12 protein-coding genes are annotated in these 12,487 nt (G+C 65.9%); 6 read left to right on the forward strand and 6 right to left on the reverse strand.

The window, feature by feature from the left end:
• Positions 1–129 precede the first annotated feature (129 nt).
• Positions 130–285 carry a hypothetical protein gene (locus tag ACQY8M_RS30670; protein ID WP_428664115.1) on the reverse strand — a complete coding sequence of 52 codons (156 nt, stop codon included), beginning with the start codon at positions 283–285 and terminating at the stop codon, positions 130–132.
• Between the two features lie 23 nt (positions 286–308).
• Here ACQY8M_RS30670 and ACQY8M_RS30675 point away from each other — a divergent pair, with 23 nt between their 5' ends.
• The gene (locus ACQY8M_RS30675; protein ID WP_428664118.1) at positions 309–773 is read left to right on the forward strand and encodes a hypothetical protein; all 465 of its coding nucleotides are present in this window, start codon (positions 309–311) and stop codon (positions 771–773) included.
• Positions 774–914: 141 nt separating this feature from the next.
• Here the strand turns inward: ACQY8M_RS30675 and ACQY8M_RS30680 are convergent, their stop codons facing one another.
• Genes ACQY8M_RS30680 through ACQY8M_RS30690 form a run of 3 tightly spaced genes read right to left on the reverse strand, consistent with a single transcriptional unit; the run spans position 915 to position 3,539 of the window.
• Positions 915–1,679, reverse strand: coding sequence for an SDR family NAD(P)-dependent oxidoreductase (locus tag ACQY8M_RS30680; protein ID WP_428664120.1), 765 nt, complete (start codon positions 1,677–1,679; stop codon positions 915–917).
• A gap of 16 nt (positions 1,680–1,695) precedes the next feature.
• Complete coding sequence (locus tag ACQY8M_RS30685) at positions 1,696–2,532, reverse strand: phytanoyl-CoA dioxygenase family protein (RefSeq protein WP_428664123.1); 837 nt, start codon at positions 2,530–2,532, stop codon at positions 1,696–1,698.
• A 5-nt stretch (positions 2,533–2,537) separates the two neighbouring features.
• Positions 2,538–3,539 carry a Bug family tripartite tricarboxylate transporter substrate binding protein gene (locus ACQY8M_RS30690; RefSeq protein ID WP_428664126.1) on the reverse strand — a complete coding sequence of 334 codons (1,002 nt, stop codon included), beginning with the start codon at positions 3,537–3,539 and terminating at the stop codon, positions 2,538–2,540.
• A gap of 228 nt (positions 3,540–3,767) precedes the next feature.
• Here ACQY8M_RS30690 and ACQY8M_RS30695 point away from each other — a divergent pair, with 228 nt between their 5' ends.
• The 5 genes from ACQY8M_RS30695 (at position 3,768) to ACQY8M_RS30715 (ending at position 9,987) form a co-directional block, all read left to right on the forward strand.
• Positions 3,768–5,357, forward strand: coding sequence for an ABC transporter substrate-binding protein (locus ACQY8M_RS30695; protein ID WP_428664129.1), 1,590 nt, complete (start codon positions 3,768–3,770; stop codon positions 5,355–5,357).
• A 12-nt stretch (positions 5,358–5,369) separates the two neighbouring features.
• Entirely contained in the window at positions 5,370–6,527 is a 1,158-nt protein-coding gene (locus ACQY8M_RS30700; RefSeq protein WP_428664131.1) for an acyl-CoA dehydrogenase family protein, read from the forward strand.
• Between the two features lie 151 nt (positions 6,528–6,678).
• Positions 6,679–7,860 carry a CaiB/BaiF CoA transferase family protein gene (locus ACQY8M_RS30705; RefSeq protein ID WP_428664133.1) on the forward strand — a complete coding sequence of 394 codons (1,182 nt, stop codon included), beginning with the start codon at positions 6,679–6,681 and terminating at the stop codon, positions 7,858–7,860.
• A gap of 114 nt (positions 7,861–7,974) precedes the next feature.
• The gene (locus ACQY8M_RS30710) at positions 7,975–8,778 is read left to right on the forward strand and encodes an enoyl-CoA hydratase/isomerase family protein (RefSeq protein WP_428664135.1); all 804 of its coding nucleotides are present in this window, start codon (positions 7,975–7,977) and stop codon (positions 8,776–8,778) included.
• A 3-nt stretch (positions 8,779–8,781) separates the two neighbouring features.
• Entirely contained in the window at positions 8,782–9,987 is a 1,206-nt protein-coding gene (locus ACQY8M_RS30715) for a CaiB/BaiF CoA transferase family protein (RefSeq protein WP_428664138.1), read from the forward strand.
• Positions 9,988–10,009: 22 nt separating this feature from the next.
• On the opposite strand, the gene ACQY8M_RS30720 is transcribed toward ACQY8M_RS30715, so the two are convergent.
• On the reverse strand, positions 10,010–11,647 hold the full coding sequence (locus ACQY8M_RS30720; RefSeq protein WP_428675545.1) for an ABC transporter substrate-binding protein: 1,638 nt from the start codon (positions 11,645–11,647) through the stop codon (positions 10,010–10,012).
• A gap of 42 nt (positions 11,648–11,689) precedes the next feature.
• On the reverse strand, positions 11,690–12,442 hold the full coding sequence (locus ACQY8M_RS30725) for an IclR family transcriptional regulator (protein WP_428664141.1): 753 nt from the start codon (positions 12,440–12,442) through the stop codon (positions 11,690–11,692).
• Positions 12,443–12,487 lie beyond the last annotated feature (45 nt).

Consider the following 12,487-nt stretch of genomic DNA (forward strand, 5'->3'; position numbering starts at 1 on the left):
ACGCGACCATCCATGGTCGGTAATTCATCGGCCTCGAACCCAAACATCAGGCCGGCTTTCCAGTTATGCATTTGGGAGCCGCGCAACGCTCGGGCACAAGTATGTGTTCTAGGGGCCGACGTTCGACCGCTACCTGATCATGATGGCGGGCTTGCCGGGAGGTGGTGCAAGCAACAAAAGCCGTGCCCCAGCGTTGGCAGTCACCCCTGCCTGTTCCAATTGCGGGCCGTTGCCGTCGCAGGCATCGTGCGCAACAATCAGATCGATCCGATGGAATGTGCGCATCAGGAAATCCTTGGACTTGGCCGATGGCCTACCGCGCCCGAGCATTTGGCGTCGCGATTGGCGTGGCCTTGGGATTGGCTTTCAGCCTGTCGGTCCATCCCTCGATCGCCAAGCCCGAGGCTGCGGCTTCTCGCCCCGGTCCAATCATCATCGTCTATCGCGATGACGTCAGCAATGTCAGGCAGCTGAAGGGGGTGGCCCACTATGGCGGCCTATTGGGACGCGATCCGTCGGTCTCCTTCACGGTGGTCAACGAAAGCGGAGAACAGGTCTGCAGTGGCACCTTCACCACGGAAGCACGTCGCTCCGGCAAGTTCTCTCTGAGCTGCTTCAAGGGCTATTTCAGCGGCAATGGAAACTACGAGCGAAAGGCGGGCGATCGGGGCAATAGCTTCATCGCGCGAGGCCAGACGGCTCGCGGCCTGCCGCTCATGCTGGTCGTAGGAAGGCCGTCCGGGATCGCCGACGGGCAATTCTTGAGTCCCTGAGCAGGACACGCTGCTCCCCGAAGCAAACTACACGGAGAGGTCGCGCTCGCGCGCCAGCGTCGCTCTCGCCTTCGAAACGCAACAGCGATCGAGGACGTTGACGAACGCCGCGCCATTCACCCTTACCCAGGTGATGGGTGATCAGTGGATCGTGTAGCCGCCGTCGACGATGAGATCCTGGCCGGTCAGGAAGGAAGCGTCCGTGGTCAGCAGCCAATGCACGACCTCGCCGATCTCCTCCGGACGGCCGAAGCGGCCCATCGGCACGTACTCGCGGCGCCGCGCGGATTCCTCCGGCTCGTTCTTCTCGCGATCGAGGATCGGCTGGGTCGCCACCGGCCCCGGCGACACGGTGTTGACCTGGATGTTGTCGCGCGCCAGCTCGAGCGCCATCGACTTGGCGAGATGGATCAGCGCCGCCTTGGTCATGCCGTAGATCGTGCGCGTCTGGTAGGCGACGGAGCCAAGCTGGCTCGCGACATGCACGATGCGGCCACCGCCCTGGCGGCGCATCGACGGCAGCACCGCCTGGCTGGCAAGGAACGGCGCGCGCAAATTGACCGCAACCGCCTTGTCGAACTCCGCGGCGGTGAACATGCCGAACGGACGATTGATCCGGACGGCCGCATTGTTGACCAGCAGGTCGATCCGGCCGAAGTGCTTCTCCGCCCCGGCGACCATCGCCGCGACGGCCGATGGATCGGCCAGATCGACCACAAGCGGAACGACCGCCTTCGGATCGCCCAGCATGTCGGCGCATTCCTTCGCCACCGACTCGGGCGAGACATCCGCGGCCAGCACGAGGCGTGCGCCGGATCCCGCGAGGCGGCGCGCCACGGCGGCCCCGATCCCCACGGGCGACGACGCGCCGGTCACGATCGCGACCTTGTCTTGCAATGGCTTCACGCGGATGACTCCAGAGTCAGGCGACTTCGCCGTAGCGCGCCATCTGCTCCGAATGGCACTCGCGATAGCGGGCGTAGGCGCGCCCGTGGGCCGCGACCCGCGCTTCTGCGCCCAGGAGCCGGCAATCGTCTTCGAGATCGAAATGTCCGTAGCGATCGACGCCGCGCACCAGGGTTGCCGACATCCGCTTGCTGCCGCTGTGGCGAAGGCGCGTCGGGATGTAGCTGATGCCGAAGCCGATGCGGCGATCATTGCTCCGGTTGGGCGGCGAGTTGTGCGCGATCAGCGTGTGGTGCAGCGAGACCTGGCCGGTCCTGACCGGCGCGAAGACGGCGGTCGAGGTGTCGATCGGCTGGCTGATCGAGCGGGCGCCGGCATTGATGGTGCCCGGCAGGGTCTCCTGCCCGTGCGCGAGCTGACCCCAGCGATGGCTGCCGGGGATGAACTCCATGCAGCCGGCCTCGATCGAGGCCTCGGACAAGGCGACCCAAGCGGTGACATGCTCATAGGGCGAAAGCCCGAAATAAGTCGCATCCTGATGCCAGGCCGTGATGGCATCGGTGTTCGGCTCCTTGATAAAGAAGGTGCTGGTGAAAACCAGCATGTCGCGGCCGAGCAGCGACTCCATCACATCGAGCAGGCGGTGATCGCCCACCAGGTCGCGCGCCCAGGGGCAGCGGACATGGAGCTTGCGCCGGTTGCCCGCTGAGACCGGGCCTGGCGGGAGCGTGCGCTCGAAGGCCTCGAGATCGGCGCGCCAGGACCGCGCTTCCTCAGCCGTGAAGACATCGACGGGCGCGAGGTAGCCGTCGCGGTGGAAGATGTCGACCTGAGCCTCGGTCAGCTTTGTCATCGAGATCAGCCCCCGGTACCGGTGGCCCTGGCCAGCGGCCCCCATTTCGCCGATTCCCCGGCGAGGAACTCTGCCAGCGCCTCCGGTCCGACCTTGCGCGGCATCTGATAGCCGAGGTCGGTGTAGCGCTTCTGGATGGCGGGATCAGCCAGCGCCGTCTCGACCGCTTTCGAGAGCTTGTCGATAATGGGACGCGGCGTATGGGCCGGCGCCAGCATGGCCTGCCAGCTTCCGGCCTCGAAGCCCTTGAGGCCGAGTTCGTCCAAGGTCGGAACGTCCGGCACCAGCCGCGAGCGGCCGATCGACGTGACGGCGACGGCCCGCAGCGCGCCGCTCTTCACGTGCGGCACCAATACGTTCTGCGAGTCCATCATGAAGCCGACCCGGCCGGCGACGAGATCGTTCATGGCAGCCGGCGTCGAGCGATACGGCACGCGCACGAAATCCAGGCCCGCCATCTTCGCCAGCAGCATCTCGCCGAGATCCGCCGAGCTTCCGGGGCCGGCGGAGCCGCAGTTGATGGCGCCCGGGTGCGCTTTCACGTAGGCGATGAAGCTGGCGTAGTCCGTAACGGGCAATGTCGGATTCACCGCCAGGACGAACGGCATGAGTCCGAGATGGCTGATCGGCTGGAAGGCGCGGCTCGGATCGAACGTCACCTGCGGGAACAGCTCGGCGATGACTGAGTGCGCCATCCCCGTCACGAGAAGGTTGTAGCCATCCGGCGCGGAGCGCGCGATCAGGTCGGCCGCGATGGTCGATCCGGCGCCCGGCTTGTTGTCGACCAGCACCGGCTTGCCGAGCGTGGACGTCATGTGCTCGGCGATGATGCGCGCGACCACGTCGATCGCACCGCCGGGCCCATAGGACACCACGATACGTACGGGCTTGTCGGGAAAGATCTCCTGCGCGCTGGCGACGGTCGGCAGGACGATGGCCGCGCCTGCCCGCAGGAACGTTCGCCGATGAATGCCGAAACGTTTGCCGGACACGATGCTGTCGCTCATTACCCCTCCCGACGCTACGCTGGGTACCACCAACGCAAATATCGGTCCAAGGGCGAAGATCGGCAATGAAAAGACGACGCACAAGGTTCGATAGCCTTGTTCCTCCCTGTGCGCAACGCGGGGAGGAACATGAGCATGACCGCATGTCGAATTCAGATATGCCAAGACTCTTGCCGATATAGAGAGGATGTGACAACGCTCGACCGTCGTCGCGATGGGAGCAATGTCATGAAGATAAAGTTGTTGCGGGCTGCAACGGCCGGCCTGTTTGGCATCGTGCTGGCGACGGCGGCACATGCGCAGAAGAGCGGCGGCGTGCTGCGCGTCTATCACAACGACAATCCGCCCAGCGCGTCGCTCCACGAGGAAGTGACGATCGCGACATTGATGCCGTTCATGGCGCTGTTCAACAACCTGGTCATCTACGACCAGACCGCGAAGCAGAATACCGACTCCACGATCGTGCCCGACCTCGCCGAATCGTGGAGCTGGAGCCCGGACAACACGGTCGTGACATTCAAGCTTCGCGACGGGGTGAAATGGCACGACGGCAAGCCATTCACCAGCGCCGACGTGAAGTGCACGTGGGACACGGTCACTGGCAAGCGGGACAGCGGCTGGCGCAAGAACCCGCGCAAGGAATGGTATTCAAATCTCAAGGACGTCACGGTCCAAGGCGACCGGCAGGTGAGCTTCCATCTCGGCCGGCCTCAGCCGTCGTTCCTGGGCTTCCTCGCCGCCGGGTTCTCGGCTGTCTATCCTTGCCACGTGCCGGGGCGCGACATGCGTACCAAGCCGATCGGCACCGGACCGTTCAAGCTCGCGTCATTCAAGTCGAACCAGAGCATCTCGCTGGTGCGCAATCCCGATTACTGGAAGAAGGGCCGGCCCTATCTCGACGCCATCGAATGGCGCATGGTGCCGAACCGCGCCACGCGCGTGCTCGCCTTCTCGGTCGGCGAGTTCGACCTCACCTTCTCGCAGGACATCTCCTCGCGTCTCGCCGCAGACATCAAGGCCAAGGCGCCCCAGGCGATCTGCGAGCTGGCGCAGTTCAACATCCAGACGCAGTTGCTGGTCAACCCGATCGCGCCGTTCGACGATCCGCGCATCAAGAAGGCGATGATGCTGGCGATCGACCGCAAGGCCTTTGTCGATATCCTGAGCGAGGGCCAGTTCCGCATCGGCGGCGTGATGGAAGCGCCCCCCGAGGGCGTCTGGGGAATCGGGCCCGAGCAGCTGGCCGACGTTCCGGGCTTCACGGGCGACGTTTCGAAGAACCGCGAAGAGGCCCGCACGATCCTGACGGAGCTGGGCTACGGGCCGGACAAGCCGCTCAAGATCAAGGTGCTGACCCGCAACCTGCCGATCTATCGCGAGCCGGCCGTCCTGCTGATCGACCAGCTCAAGCAGATCAACATCGAGGGCGAGCTGGAGGCGGTCGAGAGCTCGGTCTGGTATAATCGCCTGCTGCGCAAGGACTACAACGTCGCGACCAACTCCGGCGGCTCGGCGCTCGACGATCCAGACGTCATGTTCTACGAGGCCTACGCCTGCGGCTCGGAGCGCAACTACACCAACTATTGCGACAAGGACATGCAGGCCCGCTTCGACGAGCAGTCGTCGACCATCGATCCGGTGAAGCGCAAGGCCCTGGTGAACAAGATCGATCACGACCTGCAGGCAGCCGGCGTGCGACCCTCGATCATGCACCAGCGCGGCAATACCTGCTGGTATCCCTATGTCCACGGCGTCTCGCCGCCGCAGAACTCGCACTACAACAACTGGCGCTTCGAGGACGTCTGGCTCGACAAATAGGGCGGAATACCGATGACGATTCCCAAGCTCGAGTTCCCGCCCTTCCGCCTCCCTCCCGAAGTCGAAACGTTGCGTGAGGAGGTCCGCACCTTCCTCAAGGAGACGTTGCCCAAGGTGCAGAGCGACGACGGCTTCGCCTCGTGGACGACGCCCAGTCCCGAGTTCAGCCGGGCGCTGGGCGCGCGCGGCTGGATCGGCATGACCTGGCCGAAGAAATACGGCGGGCACGAAAAGAGCTTCCTCGAGCGCTACGTCGTCACCGAGGAGATTCTGGGCCACAGCGCGCCGGCCGGCCTGCACTGGCTGGCCGACCGCCAGTCGGGACCGCTGCTGCTGCGCTTCGGCAGCGAGGAGCAACGCCAGTCAATCGTGCCGCGCATCGCGCGCGGCGAATGCTATTTCTGCATCGGCATGAGCGAGCCGGACTCCGGCTCCGACCTCGCCTCGGTGCGCACCCGCGCCGAGCCAGTGCCCGGCGGGTTTCGAGTCAACGGCACAAAGGTCTGGACCTCGGGCGCCCATCGCAGCCACTACTGCGTCGCGCTGGTGCGCACCTCCGGTCAGCACGGCGACCGGCACAAGGGGCTGAGCCAGCTCCTGATCGACCTCGAAACTCCGGGCATCACTCTACGCCCCATCATCAACCTGGCGGGACGCCATGACTGGAACGAAGTGACCTTCAGCGACTGCTTCGTTCCGGAAAGCTGCCTGATCGGCAACGAGGGCGACGGCTGGCTGCAGGTCACCAGCGAGCTGGCCTACGAGCGGTCAGGCCCGGAACGCTTCCTGCAGAACTTCTACGTCCTGCGCGAGTTGGTGCGCGTGCTCGGCCGCCAACCCTCCGGTTTTGCCGGCGCGATCCTCGGCCGGCTCGTCGCCCGGCTCTGGACGCTGCGGCAGATGTCGGTGTCGGTCGCGGGCTTTCTCGAAGCCGGCAAGTCGCCGACGATCGAGGGCGCCCTGGTCAAGGACCTCGGCACGATCTACCAGCAGGAACTGCCCGAGATCGCACGGCGGCTGGCCGAGTCGGACGCCACGAGCGAGGAGGACATGGCCGATTTCCTCGACCTCGCGCAGCATTGCACCATGATGGCGCCAACCTACACGATCCAGGGCGGCACGACCCAGGTCCTGCGCGGCATCGTCGCGCGCGGCCTCGGCCTGCGGTGAACTCATGTGAGCCTCTTGAATGGATCAAATTGCTGGGGGCGCGCCACTCCAGTGGCGCGTCTTCCTCGTTGTTGCACAGCATGACGCGTCACTGGAGTGACGCGCCCCCAGCACACCGCTTGTGATCGAAGGCAGCACCAGGGAGGCGCACGTGGAGTCGCAAGAAAAAAAGGATGAGGCCGGCCCGCGCGGCGGGCCTCTGGCCGGACTGAAGGTGCTGGAATTCGCGGGCGTCGGCCCGACGCCGATGGGCACGATGCTGCTGGCCGACATGGGTGCCGAGGTCGTGACCATCGACCGTACCGAGCCGATCGAGCTGGGCAGCCCGAAGACGCCGGGCTTCGACCTGCTGCGCCGCAATCGCCTCGTGGTGAAGATGGACCTCAAGCAGAAGGAAGCGCAGGCCTGCGCGCTCGAACTGGCGGCAAAGGCCGATGTGCTGATCGAGGGCTTCCGCCCCGGCGTGATGGAGCGGCTCGGCCTCGGTCCCGACGAGTGCCGTGCGCGCAACCGCGGCCTGGTCTATGCCCGCATGACCGGCTGGGGCCAGACCGGACCGCTGGCCGATCGCGCCGGCCACGATCTCAACTACATCTCCCTGACCGGCGCCCTGCATGCGATCGGCCGCGAGGGCGGACCACCCGCCCCGCCGCTCAGCCTGATCGGCGATTTCGGCGGCGGCGCGCTCTACATGGCGGTCGGGGTGCTGGCCGCCCTGCATGCGCGCCAGCAAACCGGCGAAGGCCAGGTGATCGATGTTGCGATGGTCGACGGCGCCCTGTCGCTCATGACGGCGTTCTACGGCGGCTACGCATCGGGGCGGATGTCGCTGCAGCGCGGCACCAACGTCGTCGACGGCGGCGCCCCCTACTACGATGTCTACCAATGCGCCGACGGCGAATATGTCTCCGTCGCCCCGATCGAATCGCGCTTCCGCCGCGAGCTTTACGAGAAGCTCGGCCTCGATCCCGATTCGCTGATCGGCAAGGACGGGCCGGCCGAGCGCCATGCCGTCAAGCCGACGCTCGCCGAGATCTTCCGCCAGCGCACGCGCGCCGAATGGTGCGAGGTCTTCGAGGGCAGCGACGCCTGCTTCGCGCCCGTCCTCTCGGTCGCGGAAACGTCGCAACACCCGCATCACATTGCCCGCGGCTCGCTTCCAGTGATCGACGGCATCGCGCAACCCGCCCCGGCACCGCGTTTCGTCGGCACGCCCTCGCCGATGCCGCGACCCCCGCGTCGCTCCGGTACCGATACCGATACAGTCTTGCCGCGCTGGGGAATCGACTCCGCGACGATCGACAAGCTCCGGTCGCTCGAGGCGCTGCAGTGACTTATTTGCCCTCGTCATCCTAATTGGCCCGCGCACATCCTGCGCGCTCGGAATCATGAGCGCGCAGGATGCGCGCGGTCCAATGATCATTCCCAAGACCAAGGATCGAAACCCATGATCACCCACAGTTCCTACGCCGATATCGCCGTCTCGCTCGCCGACAGGGTCGGCACGATCGAGATCCGCCGGCCGCCCAACAACTATTTCGACCGCGCGCTGATCGCCCAGTTGCGCGAGGCGTTCGAGACCTTCGATCGTGATGAGGACTGCCGCGCTCTGGTGCTCTGCGCGGAGGGCAAGAACTTCTGCTCGGGGGCCAATTTCGCCGCCGACGGTCGCGCCCAGGAGGGCGGCGCGGTCATCCGCCAGCAGCAGGCCGGCTCGACCAACCTCTACAAGGAAGCCGTGCGCCTGTTCCGCATCGGCAAGCCTGTCGTGGCGGCGATCCAGGGCGCCGCCGTCGGCGGCGGTCTCGGACTTGCGATGGTCGCCGACTTCCGCGTGACCTGCCTCGAAGGCCGCTTCTGCGCCAATTTCACGCGGCTGGGCACCCATCCCGGCTTCGGCCTGACGGTGACCCTGCCGCGGCTGATCGGCACCCAGGCGACGGAGATGATGTTCTATACCGGCGATCGCATTCCCGGAGACAAAGCCCTCGAGATGGGATTGGCAGACCTGCTGGTGCCGCTCGCCGAGGTGCGCACGGCGGCGATCGAGCTGGCGACGAAGATCGCGCAGTCGGCGCCCTTGGCCGTAAGGTCGACGCGCGCCACCATGCGGCGCGGCCTGGCCGACGCGGTGGAGGCCGCGACCGATCACGAATTCGTCGAGCAGGACTGGCTGTTCAAGACGGCCGACTTCAGGGAGGGCGTGCGTGCGATGGCCGCCCGGACCGTGCCGGATTTCAAGGGAAACTGACCGATGACGTCTGCGCTGGAAGGAATCAGGATCCTCGATCTCACGACGGTGCTGATGGGGCCGTCGGCGACCCAGATGCTGGGCGACATGGGCGCCGACGTGATCAAGGTCGAGGCGCCGGACGGCGACGGCACGCGCAAGAGCGGCTATGCCCGCACCCCCGGCATGTCGGCCTGGTTCCTCAATCTCAACCGCGGCAAGCGCAGCCTCGCGATCGATCTCAAGGCGCCGGAGGGCCGGACCGCCCTGCTGCGCCTCGCCGAGACGGTCGACGTGCTGCTCTACAACATCCGCCCGGCGGCGATGGACCGGCTGGGGCTCTCCTACGAGGCGGTTTCCGCCGTGAACCCCAAGGTGGTCTATGTCGGCGCGCTCGGCTTCGGGCGCGACGGCGCCTATTCCAACCTCCCGGCCTATGACGACCTCATCCAGGCCGCGACGGGCATGCCGTGGCTCTACCAGTTCGCCGGCGGCCACGAACCGCGCTTCGTGCCGACGCCGATCGTCGACCGGCTGATGGGTGCGCATGTCGCGATGAACATCCTGGGCGGCCTGCAGGCGCGCACCCGCACCGGCCGCGGCCAGCGCATCGACGTGCCGATGTTCGAGACCATGGCCTCGGTCATGCTGGGCGACCAGCTGAGCGGCATGACCTTCGAGCCGCCGCTCGGGCCGTGGGGCTACAAGCGCATGCTGGCGCCCGCGCGCAAGCCCTATCCGACGAAGGACGGGTTCGTGGCGGCGCTGCCCTATCGCGACGATCAGTGGAAGGCCTTCTTCGGCGCCGTCGGAAAGCTCGATTTGTACGAGGGCGACCCACGCTTCACGACGGACGCCTCTCGACTGGAGAACGTGAACGATCTCTATGTGATGGCCGCGAAGATCACCGTCGAACGCACGACGGCGGAGTGGCTGGCGTTCTTCAAGAAGCTCGATATCGCGGCGATGCCCGTCAACTCGATCGAGGACGTCATCGACAGCCGCCATCTCGAGGATGTCGGCTTCTTCGATACCGTCGAACATCCGAGCGAGGGCACCCTGCGCCAGATGCGCCCGGCCGCGACCTGGTCGGACACCCCGCTCGCGCCTGGCCGCCCCGCTCCCAATCTCGGCGAACATTCGAGCGAGGTCCTGCGCGAGGTGGGCTACACCGCCGACGATGTAGCCTCCCTCGTCGAGCGCAACGTCATCAAGCAATGGCGTCGCTGATCCTCATGGAAGAAGTTGAGCCCTACCGATCGAGCCAGACATCCTCGAAGCGCCAGCCGTTGTAGATGCTGTTGGACATGAGGGTCAGGCCCTTCACTTGAGGCTGCATGCAGCCGGCGGCGACAGTGTGGGAGATGATCGGGCGCACCGTGTCCTCGACCAGCTTGCGTTCGATCTGGTGCACGATGGCGCGGCGCTTGTCGGTATCGCGCTCGCGGGATTGTGCGCTCATGAGCGCGGTGAGCTCCGGATTGCAGTAGCCGTTGAAATTGCGCGGCGCGGCGCAGCCGTAATTCTCGACGAAGTGCTGGTCGGGATCGTCGAGCGAGCTGCCGGTGGCATTGAGCACCAGGCTGTAGTTCTTCTGGTAGAGGCGGTTGAAGTAGACCGCGCTGTCGATCATCTCCAGCTCGCCGTCGATGTAGATGTGCCGCAGATGGTCGACGAGGATCACGGCGAGGTCCCGGTAGGACGCGACGTTGCGCGTGCTGACCTTGATCTTCAGCCGCTTGTCCGGGCCGTAGCCGGCCTCGCGCATCAGCGCCCGCCCCTTCTCGCGCGACGCCTCGATGTCGCCGCCGTAGCCCGGCAGGTCCTTCAACGCCTCTGGCCCGACGCCCCAGACGCCGGCCGGTGGCGGCAGCATCGCGCCGCCGATGAGGTCCTTGCCTTCGCTGGTGATGTCGATGAAGGCCTTGCGGTCGATTGCCAGGGCCACCGCGCTGCGCGCACGCGCGTCGTTGAAAGGCGCCGCGTCGCGGTTGAGGATCAGATTGTAGCTCACGCCGAGCGGCCGCAAAGTGCATTGCGCGGTCGGAAGCGCCTGCATCGTGTCTTTCAGCAACGGCACCGTTACGTCGGTGGGAAACGTCATGTCGGCCCGACCGGCGGTGAAGGCCAGCATGCGCGTCGCCCGGTTGGAGATGATCGAATACTCGATGCCGTCGAGATAGGGCCGCCCAGGCTTCCAGTAGTCGCGGTTCTTCTCCAGCTTCACGCGTTCGTTGCTCTTCAGCTCGACGAACTTGAACGGACCTGTGCCGATCGGATGGCGCCGCATCTGCGCCGGCGGCACATGGCAGGGATAGATCGCCGTCCAGCCCGCCGCGAGGAAGGCCAGCAGAGAGGGCTGCGGCACCTTGAGATGGAAGGTGATCTGGAAGTCGCCGTCGGCCGTGACCTTCTCGACGTTCTCGTACCAGACGCCGCGCGGATTGCGCCGGAGCTTCACCTCGCCCTTGTCCATCAGCATGTCGAAGGTGCACTTCACGTCGGCGCTGGAGAAGGGCGTGCCGTCGTGCCACTTGACGCCCTGGCGCAGGTCGAAGCGCACCGTCAGGCCGTCGTCGCTGACCGTCCACCCCGTCGCCAGCTCGGGACGGATGGAATCGAAGGTGTTGCGCGCGATCGACTGGTCGTAGATCACGAGGTTGTTGAACACCGCCATGAACGGCACGGCGACGGAGACGGTGATCTCCTCGTGCAGCGAGGGACTGGGCGGCGTGTCGGCAAGCTCGCCGCGCAGGACGCCGCCCGCCTTCTGGGCGTGGACCGGCAGGGCCGCCGCGGACACCCCGAGCGTCGCGGCCAGAAGCGCCGCTCCGAACCGGGCCGCAAGGCCAGGCCGTTTCCTCCTCATCAGGTTGCCTGTTCGCATCATCACTCGATTCCTCAGTTACGCATTTGCCAGGGCCGTACGACGCTAATCGTCGTACAGCGCGGTACGGACGGCGCCGACCTTGCGCACCGTCGCCTTCAGCGCGTCGACGTAGGACTTGAGGTTCCGGTCGAAGCGCGACTGCGGGCCGACCAGGTTGATGCCGTAGAGATCGCCGAAGATGCGGACGGCGAGCGCGATGCCCATGACATCGGGCGAGCTTTCGCCGACGTTGGTCCAGTAGCCGCGCTTGCGGCCCTCCTCCAGGCTCTTTGTGTATTGAGCACGGCTGCGGATCGTATGGTCGGTAAGCTTCGGATACTTGAGCTGCGACAGCAGGCGCTCGCGCGGCTCCTGCTCCATCGCGGACACAATCGCCTTGCCGATCGAGGACGCGTGCAGCGCGCGGACCGAGCCGACCGTCATCGTGTAGCGGATGGCGTGGGGAGACTCGATGATCTCGAGATAGACGACGCCGAGCCCCTGCAGCTTGCCCAGGATGACGGTCTCGCCCGTGGCGTCGCGCAGGGCCTCGAGCAGCGGGCGGATGTTTTGGGCGATCGGATCGTGATGGGCGATCGCGTCGGCCACCATGCTGAGCCGCCGCGTGGGATAGAACGCACCGCGCGGCCGCAGATAGTAGAGGAAGCCCCGGTCGACCAGCGTCCGGACCAGGGCAAAGCAGGTTGACGTCGGCAGCGATAGCTCGCGCGCCAGATCCGACACTGTGATCGGGCTCTGCCGGCGGGCGAAGCTCTCGAAGATGTCGAGCGTGCGATCGGCGGTTCTGACCGTCATCTTGGTCCTGCTGCAGCTATAGTTCGAAGCCCACCCGACTTCTCA

Origin of the sequence: Reyranella sp., assembly GCF_965279465.1 — a bacterium.
Classification (GTDB): domain Bacteria; phylum Pseudomonadota; class Alphaproteobacteria; order Reyranellales; family Reyranellaceae; genus Reyranella.